This is a genomic window from Flavobacterium ustbae (assembly GCF_003946915.1).
GTDB lineage: Bacteria > Bacteroidota > Bacteroidia > Flavobacteriales > Flavobacteriaceae > Flavobacterium > Flavobacterium ustbae.
Map to the genome: position 1 here is coordinate 160,709 of NZ_RPOC01000009.1, position 15,696 is coordinate 176,404.

At 33.6% G+C, this 15,696-nt stretch carries 15 protein-coding genes and 2 tRNA genes; 12 read left to right on the forward strand and 5 right to left on the reverse strand.

What is annotated here, in order from left to right:
* The first annotated feature begins 52 nt into the window (after positions 1–52).
* From idi to EG814_RS13325, 7 genes are all read left to right on the forward strand, one after another.
* Positions 53–580, forward strand: coding sequence for an isopentenyl-diphosphate Delta-isomerase (idi, locus tag EG814_RS13295; RefSeq protein WP_125722396.1), 528 nt, complete (start codon positions 53–55; stop codon positions 578–580).
* Between the two features lie 21 nt (positions 581–601).
* Positions 602–1,012 carry a 6-carboxytetrahydropterin synthase gene (locus tag EG814_RS13300; RefSeq protein ID WP_111285162.1) on the forward strand — a complete coding sequence of 137 codons (411 nt, stop codon included), beginning with the start codon at positions 602–604 and terminating at the stop codon, positions 1,010–1,012.
* A gap of 3 nt (positions 1,013–1,015) precedes the next feature.
* Positions 1,016–1,474 carry a peroxiredoxin gene (locus tag EG814_RS13305; protein ID WP_125722397.1) on the forward strand — a complete coding sequence of 153 codons (459 nt, stop codon included), beginning with the start codon at positions 1,016–1,018 and terminating at the stop codon, positions 1,472–1,474.
* 56 nt (positions 1,475–1,530) lie between these two features.
* Entirely contained in the window at positions 1,531–2,499 is a 969-nt protein-coding gene (locus tag EG814_RS13310; RefSeq protein ID WP_125722398.1) for a type I phosphomannose isomerase catalytic subunit, read from the forward strand.
* A gap of 57 nt (positions 2,500–2,556) precedes the next feature.
* Positions 2,557–2,823, forward strand: coding sequence for a hypothetical protein (locus EG814_RS13315; RefSeq protein ID WP_125722399.1), 267 nt, complete (start codon positions 2,557–2,559; stop codon positions 2,821–2,823).
* A 76-nt stretch (positions 2,824–2,899) separates the two neighbouring features.
* A tRNA-Thr gene (locus tag EG814_RS13320) sits at positions 2,900–2,973 on the forward strand.
* Between the two features lie 112 nt (positions 2,974–3,085).
* Positions 3,086–3,159: transfer RNA gene (locus EG814_RS13325), tRNA-Thr, on the forward strand.
* 259 nt (positions 3,160–3,418) lie between these two features.
* Here EG814_RS13325 and EG814_RS13330 read toward each other — a convergent pair.
* The 4 genes from EG814_RS13330 to htpG form a co-directional block, all read right to left on the reverse strand.
* Positions 3,419–4,156 carry a DUF4369 domain-containing protein gene (locus tag EG814_RS13330; RefSeq protein ID WP_125722400.1) on the reverse strand — a complete coding sequence of 246 codons (738 nt, stop codon included), beginning with the start codon at positions 4,154–4,156 and terminating at the stop codon, positions 3,419–3,421.
* A gap of 132 nt (positions 4,157–4,288) precedes the next feature.
* Positions 4,289–5,125: a hypothetical protein gene (locus EG814_RS13335; protein WP_125722401.1), complete on the reverse strand. Its 837-nt coding sequence runs from the start codon at positions 5,123–5,125 to the stop codon at positions 4,289–4,291.
* A 147-nt stretch (positions 5,126–5,272) separates the two neighbouring features.
* The gene (locus EG814_RS13340; RefSeq protein ID WP_125722402.1) at positions 5,273–6,538 is read right to left on the reverse strand and encodes a patatin-like phospholipase family protein; all 1,266 of its coding nucleotides are present in this window, start codon (positions 6,536–6,538) and stop codon (positions 5,273–5,275) included.
* Positions 6,539–6,702: 164 nt separating this feature from the next.
* The gene (gene htpG, locus EG814_RS13345; protein ID WP_125722403.1) at positions 6,703–8,583 is read right to left on the reverse strand and encodes a molecular chaperone HtpG; all 1,881 of its coding nucleotides are present in this window, start codon (positions 8,581–8,583) and stop codon (positions 6,703–6,705) included.
* Between the two features lie 203 nt (positions 8,584–8,786).
* On the opposite strand from htpG, the gene EG814_RS13350 reads away from it, so the two are divergent.
* From EG814_RS13350 to EG814_RS13360, 3 genes are all read left to right on the forward strand, one after another.
* Positions 8,787–9,284, forward strand: coding sequence for a lipocalin family protein (locus tag EG814_RS13350; RefSeq protein WP_125722404.1), 498 nt, complete (start codon positions 8,787–8,789; stop codon positions 9,282–9,284).
* A gap of 19 nt (positions 9,285–9,303) precedes the next feature.
* The gene (locus EG814_RS13355) at positions 9,304–9,999 is read left to right on the forward strand and encodes an OmpA family protein (protein WP_125722405.1); all 696 of its coding nucleotides are present in this window, start codon (positions 9,304–9,306) and stop codon (positions 9,997–9,999) included.
* A 105-nt stretch (positions 10,000–10,104) separates the two neighbouring features.
* On the forward strand, positions 10,105–11,055 hold the full coding sequence (locus EG814_RS13360) for an ABC transporter ATP-binding protein (RefSeq protein ID WP_125722406.1): 951 nt from the start codon (positions 10,105–10,107) through the stop codon (positions 11,053–11,055).
* A 55-nt stretch (positions 11,056–11,110) separates the two neighbouring features.
* Here the strand turns inward: EG814_RS13360 and EG814_RS13365 are convergent, their stop codons facing one another.
* Positions 11,111–13,522 carry a S9 family peptidase gene (locus EG814_RS13365; RefSeq protein ID WP_125722407.1) on the reverse strand — a complete coding sequence of 804 codons (2,412 nt, stop codon included), beginning with the start codon at positions 13,520–13,522 and terminating at the stop codon, positions 11,111–11,113.
* Positions 13,523–13,784: 262 nt separating this feature from the next.
* On the opposite strand from EG814_RS13365, the gene EG814_RS13370 reads away from it, so the two are divergent.
* Together EG814_RS13370 and EG814_RS13375 are read left to right on the forward strand one after the other, a co-directional pair.
* The gene (locus tag EG814_RS13370; protein WP_125722408.1) at positions 13,785–14,792 is read left to right on the forward strand and encodes a 3-oxoacyl-ACP synthase III family protein; all 1,008 of its coding nucleotides are present in this window, start codon (positions 13,785–13,787) and stop codon (positions 14,790–14,792) included.
* A 202-nt stretch (positions 14,793–14,994) separates the two neighbouring features.
* Complete coding sequence (locus EG814_RS13375) at positions 14,995–15,666, forward strand: copper homeostasis protein CutC (RefSeq protein WP_125722409.1); 672 nt, start codon at positions 14,995–14,997, stop codon at positions 15,664–15,666.
* Positions 15,667–15,696: the final 30 nt, after the last annotated feature.

Genomic DNA, 15,696 nt, shown 5'->3' on the forward strand with positions numbered 1-15,696 from the left:
AATCTTAATTAGCATTTTTAAGCCATTTCTTTTTTCGTATTTTTGTTTCCTTATGACAGAAGAAAACGTAATCCTAGTTAATCAAAACGATGAACAGATTGGCTTAATGCCAAAATTAGAAGCACATGAAAAAGCGCTTTTGCACCGTGCATTTTCGGTTTTTATTTTAAATAGTAAAAACGAAATTATGCTGCAGCAGCGTGCTCATCATAAATACCATTCTCCTTTGCTTTGGACAAACACTTGCTGCAGTCATCAGCGTGAGGGTGAAACCAATATCGAAGCAGGAAGCCGACGTTTATTTGAAGAAATGGGTTTTAAAGCAGAATTAAAAGAGCTGTTTCATTTTATTTACAAAGCGCCTTTTGATAACGGCTTAACAGAGCATGAACTGGATCATGTTATGATTGGTTATTATAGTGATGAACCCAATATAAATCCTGATGAAGTAGAAGACTGGAAATGGATGAGTATTGAAGAGGTTAAAGCAGATATTGAAAAACAGCCCGAAATTTATACCGTGTGGTTTAAGATCATTTTTGATGAATTTGATCATTATCTCGAAGACCATAAATTATAGCCAAACTAACCAGAAGCATAAATGAGAGTAACCATATCAAGAAAAGCACATTTTAATGCTGCGCATCGACTACATCGAAAGGATTGGTCATTTGAAAAAAACGACGCCGTTTTTGGAAAATGCAATAATCCTAACTTTCATGGTCATAATTATGGTTTAACAGTAAGTGTTACAGGAAAGATTGACCCCGAAACTGGTTTTGTTTTAGATGTGAAAGTATTAGCGGACATTATACGAGAAGAAGTAGAAATTCCGTTTGATCACAAAAATCTGAATCTGGATGTTCCAGAATTTGCAGATTTGAATCCAACTGCAGAAAATATTGCAGTTGTGATATGGAATAAAATTAGACAGCGAATTCACACTGACTTTGATCTTGAAGTTGTGCTGAATGAAACGGACCGAAATTTTGTAACTTATAAAGGAGAATAAAAAATGTCATTAAAAATAGGAGATATAGTTCCGAATTTTACTGCGAAAGACAACAATGGAGAACTTTTTGAAAGCCAAAGCGTTTTAGGAAGAAAGCCCTTGGTGATTTACTTTTATCCAAAAGATAATACGCCAGGCTGTACAACTGAAGCTTGCAGTTTTCGGGACCAATATGAAGATTTTAAAGATCTGGGAGCTGAGGTAATTGGTATTAGCAGCGATAGTGTAAAGTCACATCATAAATTTGCTGCTAAACATAAATTACCTTTTATTTTGCTTTCTGATCAAGATAAAAGGTTAAGAAAACTTTTTGGTGTTCGCAATAGCCTTTTAGGACTTTTGCCTGGACGCGTTACTTATATAATTGATAAAAATGGTTTGGTGATTTCGATATTTGACAGCGCAAATGCGGCAAAACACATACCGAGAGCCTTAGATATTGTTAAAGAATTAGTATTGTAAATTACCAAAATAGTATCAGATTAGAATTAATTAAACAAATATATTAGCCTAAAAACATGAGTAAAAATTTATACCCTTTGCAATTTGAACCGATTTTGAAAGAAAGAATCTGGGGAGGAGAAAAACTAAAAACAATTCTGAACAAGCCAATCGCTTCTAATATCACTGGCGAAAGCTGGGAATTGTCTACTGTACAAGGCGATGTAAGTGTGGTTGCAAATGGAATTCTGAAAGGAAAATCTTTAATGGATCTGATTGATGAAACACCAGATGCTATTTTAGGAACTAAGGTTTATGAAAGATTTGGAAAACAATTTCCGTTGCTTTTTAAATATCTTGATGCAAGAGAAGATCTTTCTATTCAAGTTCACCCAAATGATAAATTAGCAAAGGAACGTCATAATTCATTCGGGAAAACCGAAATGTGGTACGTAACACAAGCCGATGCAGACTCTAGAATTATTGTGGGTTTTAAAGAAGATTCAAATAAAGAAGAATATTTAAAACATTTGCACGATAATACTTTGGTTTCTATTCTAGATGATGTAAAAGCAAAACCTGGAGATGTTTTCTTTTTAGAAACAGGAACTGTTCATGCCATTGGTGCAGGTTTGGTGGTTGCAGAAATTCAACAAACTTCTGATATTACCTATAGATTATACGATTTTGATCGTGTAGACGCACAAGGAAATAAAAGAGAATTGCACGTAGATCTTGCATTAGATGCCATTAACTATAATAAAGTAGATACACAGAAAAAATATGAGACAAAAACTAATACGTCAAATACAATAGTAGATTGTCCTTATTTTACAACTAATTTCCTTCCGTTAGAAAATAAATTAGAAGTGGCTAAAACTGGAGAAACATTTACAGTATATATGTGTATTGAAGGTAATTTCGAAATTGAATATGACGGATTCAAACAAGCTTATAAAAAAGGTGATACCGTTTTGGTTCCAGCTGCGATAAATGCATTTAGCTTAAGCGGAAACGCTTCAATTTTAGAAATTTACATTTCTTAGCATTAAATTTAAAGATAATATGTACTTTTGCAGACGCAAATTAAAATAAAAAGAAAAATGGCAAACGTTAAGAATTTAAAGAAAGACATCAACTTCGTATTAGGAGATATTATTGAGGCAGTTTATTTGTTTGAGATGTCAACAACAGGAAATCCAACTCCAGAAACGAATGCTTTAGTCGATGAAGCTATTGCTGCATTTGATACTTTGATTACAAAAGTGAACGCTAAAAACGTTGAAAATAAAAAAGCACATTTTAAACAAATCAATGTTGAATTAGAACAAACTGCTAATCAATTGATTGAAAAAATCAACGCACTATAAGCGAAAAAAAGTGTAAAAAAGTGCAATTTTATTTTGGAGAATTGAAAATCCGCTTTATATTTGCACCCGTAATGAGGCCGATGTAGCTCAGCTGGCTAGAGCAGCTGATTTGTAATCAGCAGGTCGTGGGTTCGAGTCCCTCTATCGGCTCAAACGGAAACCATTCGCGTCGGCGAATGGTTTTTTTGTTTAAATAGAGAGTGGTGCGAAATTTTTTTTTGGAATATTAAAAAACATTTCTATCTTTGCACTCGCAAAATAGGCCGATGTAGCTCAGCTGGCTAGAGCAGCTGATTTGTAATCAGCAGGTCGTGGGTTCGAGTCCCTCTATCGGCTCAAAAACCATCACAGAAATGTGGTGGTTTTTTTTATGCCTAAAAAGTAAATTCCAAATTCCAACTGATCTCTTTGTAGAAGTTTCAGGCTTAAATAAGTTTTTGAAAGGTTTTTTAATTGGCTTAAATAAGCAGTTTTTGAAAAGAACATGGTGTTGATGAGCTTTTGTGTTCTTCTTCGTTTTTTATTGCTATATAAGCCTTATTTTCTTTTAAAAAATTATAAAAAAACGCCCTGAATTTTCAGGACGTTTCTTGATTTATTCTGCGGCTGCTGGAGCTTTTTGTTCTTCTTTTTTAATATCAGCTACATATTTTGTTAGTTTCTTTCCGTAAAGTGATTTTGCTACTTTTGGAGTCATCGATTTTTGAATCGTATCTAAAAATTTAGTGTTGATATCGTAAATTTCGGCTAGAGCAATATAAGGTGCTACTTCGTGATCTTTATTGTTTATAGCAAAGTTTGTAGCGTATAAATATCTTCTTTTGATGTTTGTTTGTTGTTTCGCTTCAATACTATCTACAGCTTTTTGGTCTTGTCTTTTTAAAGCTTTAAATCTTGCTTCGACCATTGACAGATTTTCGTCAATAAAACGAGAATTTACTTTTTTGTATTCTTCGTATAATTCCTGATTTTTGGAACCCGTAATTTTTGCGTTTGCAATAAAGTTGTCTAGATTGGTTTCTATATTGATGTTTCCTGGTTCAGCAAAAAACAAAATGTTGTTATCTAAAGAATTTGTCACACCTCGATCTAGAAATAAATAAAGCATTTCAGGAGATTCTAATTTGATGTCTCTTTCAAAAGTTGGATTTCCGTCAATTTTAATGCTGTCAATAGCAACAAGAGAAGTGTCAACAAATCGTTGGATATATAATGTTCCGGTTTTTAAGCCTTTAATGTTTCCTGTGATGTGTAAATTATCAGCAGCAGCTTCTTTTTTGCCGCAAGATGCTAAGACTGCAAGAGTAACAAAAGCAATTAATGTTTTTTTCATTGGTTTTTGAGATTTTGGTGCAAAATAAAGAAAATAGTTTAAATGTATAGAGGTGGATGTTTTATTTTTATAAAAAAAATAAATCCCAATCTATTTCTAAATTGGGATTTTAAAGTAGTGCAGGAAAAGGTCTTACATTCTCAAAATGAAAGTAGAGCCATTCTCATGTGTATAAGTATAGGTTTCGTCGCATTCGTTGTTTCCATAATCTATTCCGCCGTTTAAAATGCCACCTTGAACTTTCAATTGGCCTTTAGAAGCAAACAAACAAGAATATTTTTTAGTTATAGGTTCTTTTACAGTCAAAGTAAGTGTTCCGTCAGTTGATGTTGTTACTGTATGTGTACCTTCTGTTATTTCGTAAACATTGTCAGTTAAAACAAATGGAGTGTCCACGCCTGCAATTTGTTTAGTAGTATAAGTTCCAGAATTGGTATAAACCCCTCCTTGCAAATCGGTTAGTTTTCCGTTGCTCACTTTTCTAGTCCATTGCGGTACAGTAGGAGTAGTTGTTGTGTTAGTGTATTCAATAGTTCCTTCTAGTTTGAGGTCGTTTATGGAATAATTAATTCTTTCAATTGTCATTTTGCTTCCTGTTTCAGTAATGGGTCCAGAAAGCGTTACTTTTAATTGTCCTTTTCTTGTAAGGTTGTTTCCGTCTTTGCATCCTGCTGTTCCAAAATCTGCTAAAAAGACTTTAGGATAATCTTCACCGCTTGGAGTAGAAACTGTAACAGTTGCGCAAATTAAAGGAGGTGGTGTTTCTGTAGTTTTTCCGGTAGTTGAGGTATTTGTGCTGATTAAAAGGCCGGTGTTAAGATCCATTCCGTTAGAAGCATCGATCGCAACTGAAGCTCCAATGCTTGTTAAGTCTGTCGAAACGGTTTGTTCGTTATTGTCGCTTGAACAAGAAACATACAAAAGTGCTGTAGCACAAATAGTTGTTAGTAAAATGGTGGTTTTTTTCATAAGGTTCTTTGTTTTGGATTAGATTAATAAGGCAGTCAAATGTAATAAAAAAAACGAATTACAATTAAAAAATCCTGTAATGGTATTTTACAGGATATATAACGTTTTTTTGAAGTAAAAATTATGATAGGGATTCTAAGAAAAGATTTAAACCGATTTGTAATAATTGCTTTTGGCTTTTCTAATTTTTTTATATTCTTCCCAATTAAATCGGTTTAAGAAATCGGCAGCATTTTGAGCGCCTCTAATAAAAAGGTCAATTTTTGCATCGTCTGTCAGATTAAAGTTGAGCCAATTATGGCTTCCGGTGTCAATGTATCCAATTAAGTTTTTAAAGTCTGGATTTTTTTGCAGAAATTCAGAATCGTAGCCATAACGGGCAGTGTCAAACAAAGAGCTAATTAAGTTAGAGAATTTTTCATTTTTATTGATTTCACTTTTGTCGTAACCCAGTTTGATGCCAAAAGTGGGAGATGCGGGTACATTCATATTCTCGTGAAAAATGTCAATTGGAAAGTTTGAGATAATGCCGCCATCCATAAACATAACTTCTGATGGTACAGATGTTCTCAGGCAGGTTGCATCATTCCATTTATTCCAAGCATCGACTCCTGTTGGGATGTTTTTTATTTTAAAAGGTGTAAAGAATAACGGAATCGACATCGAAGCTCGAACAAAATCAGCTGGATTCTGAACGTCTGGGTTAGAGTAAAATAAGTCAATCATTTTTGGGAAAACAATTTTGCTTTCGGTAGTAATATCTGCTGTAATTATGGCCATTTGGCTCCAATGGTCTACTCGCGTATATTCTTCTTTGTCGCCTTGGTTTAAACGATTTACTCGATATAATTTGTTTTTATCCGAAATTCCTTTTTCTCTTAAAGCTTTCAAATCGGCATAATTTTTTATTCCTTTTTGCGAAAGTAGATTGGTCATCCATTGATGGAAATTATTTCCAGGATTTAACCCTAAATCATCTTTAAAATTATCCACTACCTGACAGCCTTTCATTATTAATTTTAGATTTCCGGCATCACTGAGCAAAGCATCAATAAATTCGCGGGCATCATGATCGCCATCAACAAAATCATATAAATTTTTGTTGCATAAACAGTCCAGAATCCATTCCGATTTTTCTATGTCGCATGTTCCTGCGGCCGCCATCAGCATCGTGTTAATACTTCCCGCTGAGGTTCCTGCCAGACTTAAAAAACGAATTCCCATTTTTTCTAAAACATAAACATAACCGACCAAAGCAATTCCGAGCACACCGCCACCTTCCTGTACAAGATCGACATATTGGCAATTATTGTTGTCTATTATGTCAGAGAATTTTTTGTCTTTTATCTGTTCTTTTAAATCTTTAATAATTGCTAGAATTTCTCCATTTTCTGTAAACTTTCTTTTATCCATGATTTCTAGAATTTTGATTGAGTTAATTTGTTGGTAATCAAAATTATCTAAAGAATGTGTTGGAGAAAAGGGGAGAATGCCCCTTTTTTGAAGGGTGATTTTAGGCTAAAAAAAAATCCTGCAAAACTTAATTTGCAGGATTTTAAAAATATATTTTCGAATGCTTATTTAATCATTTCAAAACTTCTTTTTACAAAAGCAGTAAGCGCTTCACCTTTCAATAGGTTTTGAGACAATTTAGCTAAATCTAAAGCTTGTTTTACTAAATGTTCTTGGTGCGTTTTGTCTTCAGTGTTTAAAATGCTTGAAGCCAAATCAGAATTTGTATTCACAACCAAATTGTACATTTCTGGCATGTTGCCCATTCCGAACATTCCGCCGCCAGTTTGGCTCATTTCTTTCATTCTACGCATAAATTCTGGTTGCGTAATAATAAATGGGGCTGCCTGAGAGTCCATAGCTTCCAATTGAACAGAGTATGCTTTTGGAATATAAGCCTCTAAAGAAGTTTTTAAAGCTGCTTTTTCGTCATCAGATAATTTAGAAATAGCATTTTCTTCTTTTTTAATTAAGTTGTCAATATGGTCAGAGTCAACACGTACAAAAGTTAGGTCGGTGTTGTCATTTTCGATTTTCTGAATTAAATGTGAGATAATCGGAGAATCTAAAAGCAATACTTCGTAACCTTTATCTTTTGCTGCCTCAATGTATGAGTGCTGTGCGTCTTTGTTTCCTGCATAAAGAACAACCAGTTTACCGTCTTTGTCGGTTTGTTTTTCTTTTAAATTCTCTTTTAATTCTTCTAAAGTATAGTATTTGTCATCTACCGTTGGGTATAAAACAAATGCGCCTGCTTTTTCGTAGAATTTATCTTCAGAAAGCATTCCGTATTCTAAAACGATTTTAATATCGTTCCATTTTGCTTCAAAATCTGCACGGTTTTCGTTAAATAAAGCTTTTAATTTATCTGCTACTTTACGAGTAATGTAGTTTGAGATTTTCTTAACTGCTCCATCTGCCTGTAAACCAGAACGAGAAACATTTAGTGGAATATCCGGAGAATCAATTACACCTTTAAGCATTGTCAAGAATTCAGGAACAATTCCTTCCACGTTATCGGTAACGTAAACTTGGTTTTGATACAGCTGAATTTTGTCTTTCTGGATCTGCATGTCTGAACCCAATTTAGGGAAATACAAAATACCAGTTAAGTTAAACGGATAATCTACATTTAAATGAATGTTGAATAACGGATCTTCAAATTGCATTGGATACAATTCTCTGTAGAAGTTTTTGTAATCTTCATCAGACAATTCAGAAGGCTGTTTGGTCCATGCTGGATTTGGGTTGTTAATGATATTGTCAGTTTCAACAGTTTCATTAACGTAATCTTCTGGAGCATCTTCTGGTTTTGGAAGCGTTTCAGTTCTTGTTCCAAATTTAATTGGAATAGGCATAAACTTGTTATACTTATTCAATAAACCGCTAATTTTAGAATCGTCTAAGAACTCAAGAGAGTCTTCTGCAATGTGAAGAATGATTTCAGTTCCGCGTGAAGTTTTGTCAGCAGGTTCTAACGTAAACTCTGGACTTCCGTCACATGTCCAATGTGCAGCTGGCTCATCTTTGTATGATTTTGTAATGATTTCAACTTTTTCAGCTACCATAAAAGCAGAATAGAAACCAAGACCAAAATGCCCGATAATTCCAGAATCTTTTGCAGAATCTTTGTATTTGTCCAAAAATTCCTCAGCACCAGAAAAAGCGACCTGATTAATGTATTTTTCAACTTCATCAGCAGTCATACCTAAACCTTGATCTATAATGTGGATTTTTTTACCTTCTTTGTCCACTTTTACCTCAATAATCGGGTTGCCGTATTCTACTTTAGCTTCGCCAATACTAATAAGATGTTTTAATTTTAAAGTAGCATCAGTACCATTAGAAACAAGCTCGCGCAAGAAAATTTCGTGGTCGCTGTATAAGAACTTTTTAATTAAGGGAAAAATGTTTTCTACTGAAACATTAATTTTACCTGTTGCCATATTTTTTAATTTTTTGATTTAATTTGATGATTTTCACTTGTTCAAATAAAATACCAATTTTATTATGGGTGACAAAATGTCTGAAATGTTAATTTTGAAAGAAAATAAATAGATTGTAAAACAAAAAATAACACAACCAGTCGTATATTTGTGGTACAATAATTGTTAAAAAGCAAAATATTAATCTATAAAAAATTGTAAAAATGAAGAAGAGTATTTTTATATGTTTGATTGCCGTGATGTTTTTCGCGTGTAAATCAGCTTCGTCGACAGCTTCAACAGACACAACGCTTTCTACCAAACTTGACAAATCGACTCAAGTGGCGTTAAAAGGAAATTGGGTGCTTACCAATGTTTCTTATCCAGGTTCTGATTATATTAAAGTAAATTCTTTTGATTTGGCAGATTCAAAATGTTTTATTGGAAGTACTTGGAGCTTTGTTTCTAATAATAACAAAGGAACAATGGCTTTAACTTCTCCTAGCTGTACTGCATTTTCTTCTCCAATTGTATGGAGTATCAACAATCAAGGTTTATTTGTGTTAAAAATTCTTGATGCAGGCGAAAAAGCAAAAAAAGTAAGAGATGGCTATTTGCTTAAAGTTTCAGGTGTAACTGAAAGTTCATTTCAGTTAATCGATAATATCAATGTTGGAGGTCAAGTAAAAGATGTGACTTATCAATTTCAAAGAGCTAATTAATATTTTAAAGATATAAAAAATGAGAAAGATAACGGTTTTAGGTTTAAGTAGTTTAATGGTTATTGCTAGTTTTTTTGCTAGCTGTGATTCAGTGAAAAACGCAAATAATACACAAAAAGGAGCCGGAATTGGTGTAGTTGCTGGTGGTGTAATTGGTGGTATTTTGGGTAACAATTTAGGAAAAGGCGGAAACGCTGCTTTAGGAGCTGCAATCGGAGCTGCTGTAGGTGGTGGAACTGGAGCTTTAATTGGAAACAAAATGGATAAGCAAGCCCGTGAAATCGATCAGGCATTACCAGGCGCTTCTGTAGAAAGAGTTGGAGAAGGAATTCACTTGACATTAAATGAAAATGCGGTGCGTTTTGATACCAATAAGTCAACTTTGACTTCTCAAGCAAAAGCAAATTTAGATAAATTAGTTCCTGTATTTAATGACTACGGAGATACAGATATTCAAATTTTTGGTTACACAGATAATACTGGAAAACCAGAATATAACTTGACACTTTCTGGACAAAGAGCTGCTTCTGTGCAAGCTTATTTGGTTTCAAAAGGATTAAAATCAAGCCGTTTCAAAACTTCAGGTTTAGGAATTGCAGATCCAATTGCAACAAATGATACTCCAGAAGGAAGAGCGCAAAACCGTCGTGTTGAATTCTCAATTACAGCAAACGATAAAATGGTAAATGACGCAAAAGCGGAAGCTGGAAAATAATTTCAGATAAAATAAAATATAAAAAAAGCTGTTTCATAATTGAAGCAGCTTTTTTTTGACTTTAGAAATTAAACATTGTAAATTTGACGTCTCATATTACAACTCATGCTCGACATACAAAATATATCTTTTTCGTACACCGAAAACCCCGTTATAAAAAACATTTCTTTTTCTATTGAAAAAGGCCAGAATATTGCCATTATTGGAGAGAGTGGCTGCGGAAAAAGTACGCTTCTCAAGCTTATATATGGATTATATGATCTGGACGAAGGGAAAATTTTTTATGAAGATAAACCAGTTTTGGGGCCAAAATTTAATTTGATTCCCGGAATGCCATATATGAAATACTTGGCTCAAGATTTTGATTTGTCTCCTTATGAAACCGTTGCAGAGAATGTAGGTAAGTTTCTATCAAATGGTTTTGCAAACATGAAAAAGCTGCGTGTTCAGGAATTATTAGAAATGGTAGAAATGGATCAGTTCTCTAATGTTAAGACAAAATTTTTAAGTGGAGGGCAGCAGCAGAGAGTAGCTTTGGTAAGAGTTTTGGCTTTAGAACCTGAAGTGATTTTATTGGATGAGCCATTCAGTCAAATTGATGCTTTCAGAAAAAATGCACTGCGCCGTAATTTATTCCGTTACTTAAAACAAAAAGGTATTACTTGTATTATTGCAACACATGATAGTACAGATGCCTTGTCTTTTGCAGATCAAGCCATCGTAATGAGGCATGGAGAAGTACTGATAAAAGACGATCCATCAAAAATATATGAGGATCCAAAAATTAAATATGTGGCTTCTTTGTTTGGAGAAGTTAATGAAATACCTACTCATTTATTACTATCGTATGCAGATGAAACTCATAAAACACTAGTTTATCCGCATCAATTTAAAATGGTTTCGGAATCAAAACTAATGGTAAAAATTAGAAGAACCTATTTTAGAGGAAGCCATTATCTGATTGAAACAGTTTATAAGAGGCAACTGATTTTCTTTGAAAGCGAGATCGATTTACCGATTGAGCAAGAAGTGTTTTTGGCATTAAATTATTTATAAAAAAAGAAACCCGATAATTAATTTTATCGGGTTTCTTTTTTGGAATTATTGAAAATTAATTTTTTAGATATTTTTCTAAAAACTGATCCTGTTCCCAAAGTAAATGAAGAATATTTTCTTTGGCTACATAGCCATGGGATTCTTTTGGCAGAATGACCATTCTGGCAGGTGCTCCCAATCCTTTTAAAGCCTGAAAATAACGTTCTGTCTGCAAAGTAAAAGTTCCAGGATTGTTATCTGCTTCTCCGTGAACTAATAGCATTGGGGTTTTCATTTTTTCTGCATTCATAAAAGGTGACATGGTATTGTACACCTCTGGAGCTTCCCAATAGTTTCTTTGTTCAGACTGAAATCCGAATGGAGTAAGAGTTCTGTTGTAAGCACCGCTTCTTGCAATTCCGCACGCAAAAAGATTAGAATGCGTTAATAAGTTAGCCGTCATAAAGGCTCCATACGAATGTCCTCCAACAGCAACCTTTTTACGATTAATATAACCTAAAGCATCAACGGCATCAATCGCCGCAGCGGCATTATCAACTAATTGCGAAACGAAGTTGTCGTTTGGTTCTGTAGTTCCTTCACCAATAATTGGAAATGCAGCATCGTCTAAAACCACATAGCCTTTTGTAACCCAATATACAAACGATCCGTAATATGGAAATGTAAATTCGTTTGAGTTTTGAGTCGATTGAGAAGCGCTGTTTCTATCTTTATATTCTGCAGGATAAGCCCAGATCAATAGTGGCAATTTTTCTTTTTTCGTTTTATCATAACCAGCAGGAAGATATAAAGTTCCAGAAAGTTCCAAGCCATCTTTACGTTTGTATTTGATAACTTCTTTGCTCACATCTTTTATACTTTCAAATGGATTTTTAAAATAGGTTATCGGAATTAAGCTGTTTTGTTTTTTAATGTTTCTGAAATAATAATTAGGATATTCTGTTTTAGACTGAATCTGAACCAGAACTTTTCCTGTTTTAAAATCTTCAATTTCTATAATATCCTCTTTTTTATCTTTATAAGAAGAAGTATAAATGCGTTTTGATTTTAAAGTTTCCAGATTAAATTCATCCACAAAAGGAAATTGGCCTTCTTTGGTGTAGCCATCGCCAATTCTGTAAAGATTATTTTTTTCAATAGCCAAAACATATTTGTTATAAGCATTTTTTCTTGTTTCAAAAATTCCTGGATCTGAATAAACATCCTGAGAATTTCTGTCGGTAATTAATTTAAGTTGCTGACCGGTTTTTGACGGATTTATTAAATAAGTTTTACTATTTCTCGTGTCGTACCATTCGTCTGAAAGAACTGCAACTTCTTCAGTTCCCCAAATAATGTCGCTGAAACGTTGAGGTGTTTTAACTAAAGAAGAAGCTTCTTTATCAAAAGGCGCATCCCAAAGAAAGATTTCGTCTCTAAATTCAACTTTATTTGCAGGATCTCCTTCGTCTAGAGCAACCACGTAAGATAATGTTGCAGGTTTGTCATTTCTCCAGGCCATTTCTCTTTTCCCTTTGCGAACAGCCATAAAACCTTTTGGCATAATCTCGTTAAGAGAAACGTCATTTACGGTTTTGATTTCTCTTCCGTTTAAATCATAAACAATAGTTTTAGAAGGAAATCTGTTTAAAGGAACTACATAAGAAAATGGTTTGTGAATAGTGGTTAACATAATATAATTGCCATCAGGAGATATTCTTTCTCCGGCAAACATAGCGGCGTCTTTAAATAATACTGCGTCACCATTTAATTTGACTTTATACAATTCAGAAGTTATGCTGGTTTCAAAATTAGCTTCATCATTTTTGTTTTTCAACATGTCAGGATAAGTTCTATTTTGCGATTTTTCTCCTGAAGTGTTTGAAATAATTGGGCCTGTAGGTAAATCTTTTTTTGAATCTAAAAGTGCAGGTCTGTTTTTAGGAAGCATTTTTACCAAAATCGTTTCACTGTCAGAAAACCAGTTAAATGGATTTCCCAGATTAGCATTTACTGTTGCTTCTGTAAGTTTTACCGCCCCTGCTGTTGCTACATCTAAAACCCAAAGTTGTACTCCCGAATTTGTAGTGTGAGAAAACAGAATTTTTTTGTCATTTGGCGACCAGAGAATATTTGTAATTTTCGGATTTTCCGGAAGACCTTTTACTTGAATTTCTTCTTTTCCGTTTATTTTTCGTAATTTGAGATTCGTTACATACGTTACTGTGCTCGAAATATTAGTAATGGGATTTATTCGTAAACCCGCTAAACGAACTTCTTCCTGATTTAGGTCGTCTAAGGTTTTATAAGTATTTCGATAAAGTAAGAGCATGTTTTCTTTTTTTGTATCCATAGATACCGAAGGAGCTCTTTGATAATCTGCAAGATCTAAAATAGATTTAGACGGTTTTTGATAAGTTAAGTTCTCCTGAGCAAAAGAGCAGAAACTTATATTTAAAAGTAAGAAAAGCGTAACCTTTAATTTCATAGTTTGAATTTTTTTGGTTTGTAAATGGTATTCAAATGTTTGTCTAATTTACTTTTGTCTTGTTACATCTCAATCTTTAATTTTTAACTTTTTTCAGTAATTACAGTATAAAATTGCCTTTTCAGAAAGTAAATGATTCTTATAAGCTGTATAATTAAAATATAATAAATTGCCAATTACGAAAAAAATAGTATTTTGTGTACGTATATTTTAAAGTATGCGTAAATTTGCAATCCAATTTTTTAATAAATAATAATAGATTATGTATCATTCAAAAATAGCTGGTTTAGGATATTATGTTCCTTCTAATGTGGTGACTAACGATGATTTGTCTAAGATAATGGATACGAATGATGAATGGATTCAGGAAAGAACTGGAATTCAGGAAAGAAGACACATTATTCGTGGAGAAGACACTACTACTTCAATGGGAGTAAAAGCAGCTAAAATTGCAATCGAGCGTTCTGGCGTTGCCAAAGAAGATATTGATTTTGTAGTTTTTGCTACATTAAGTCCAGATTATTATTTTCCAGGACCAGGTGTTTTGGTTCAAAGAGATTTAGGTTTAAGGACAGTTGGAGCATTAGACGTAAGAAATCAATGTTCTGGTTTTGTTTATGCAATTTCTGTTGCAGACCAATATATTAAAACCGGAATGTATAAAAACATTTTGGTGATTGGTTCTGAAGTTCACTCAACTGGATTGGATATGACAACACGTGGACGTGGGGTTTCTGTAATTTTCGGAGATGGAGCAGGAGCAGCAGTTTTAAGTCGTGAAGAAGATGTAACAAAGGGAATTTTATCTACACATTTGCATTCAGAAGGAGAACACGCAGAAGAATTGGCTCTACAAGCACCAGGAATGGGAGCGCGTTGGGTAACAGACATTATTGCAGATAATGATCCGAACGATGAAAGTTATTATCCTTATATGAATGGACAATTTGTATTTAAAAATGCTGTAGTTCGTTTTGCAGAAGTAATCAATGAAGGTTTGGAAGCAAATGGATTGCAAGTTTCGGATATTGATATGCTGATTCCGCATCAGGCAAATTTGAGAATTTCGCAATTCATTCAAAATAAATTTAAATTGACGGATGACCAAGTTCATAACAATATTCAGAAATACGGAAATACAACAGCAGCGTCTATTCCGATTGCTTTAACTGAAGCTTGGGAACAAGGAAAAATCAAATCTGGAGATACTGTAGTTCTAGCAGCCTTCGGAAGTGGATTTACTTGGGCAAGTGCAATTATTAAATGGTAAAATAATCATCTTACATTATATTTTTTTTAAAACCTGTTTCTTATTTGGAGCAGGTTTTTTTATAATTTAGTGTTGGAAATTAAATTGCAAAATTTTTGTCATTCTGAGGAACGAAGAATCACACAAGTTCTATAACATTGTCGAATTTCTAGTGAGATTCTTCGTTCCTCAGAATGACAAATCAAAGAAATTAAATTATTAAATGAAAAAAAATCAACTCGAAATAGCTTGTTTTAACTACGAATCGGCATTAATCGCTCAAGAAAATGGCGCGGACAGAATTGAACTTTGTGAAAACATGAAATTGGGAGGAACTACGCCAAACTCGATTTTGGTATTAAAAGTTCGCGAAAGTCTAAATATAAAAATGCATGTTATTATTAGGCCTCGAGGTGGCGATTTTGTTTATTCTGATGAAGAGCTAACAGAAATGAAACAAGATATCAAGCAATATAAAAAATTAGGTGTTGACGGTTTTGTTTTTGGAATCTTAAAAGATGATGGAAAAATAAATAAAAAGCAGAATAAAGAATTAGTGCATTTGGCGCATCCGCTTTCTTGTACATTTCATCGCGCTTTTGATATAGTTAAAAATCCAGAAAAATCTCTTGAATCAGTTATCGACTGCGGTTTCAAAACAATTTTGACTTCTGGTCAAGGAGTAAATGTCGAAGAAGGAATTTTAGCTTTAGCAAGACTTCAAGAATTGGCGGGAGATCGAATAGAAATTATGCCCGGCGGAGGTCTTCGATCTTCTAATATCAAATTGCTGCAAGAAAAATTAGATTTGACTTTTTACCATTCATCTGCAGTGACAGACGATTCTGAAACGGCAAATCCGGAAGAAATAAAAGAATTGCGTAATTTTTTATAATTGCATAAAAATAAAAAAAGTCTGGAGTTG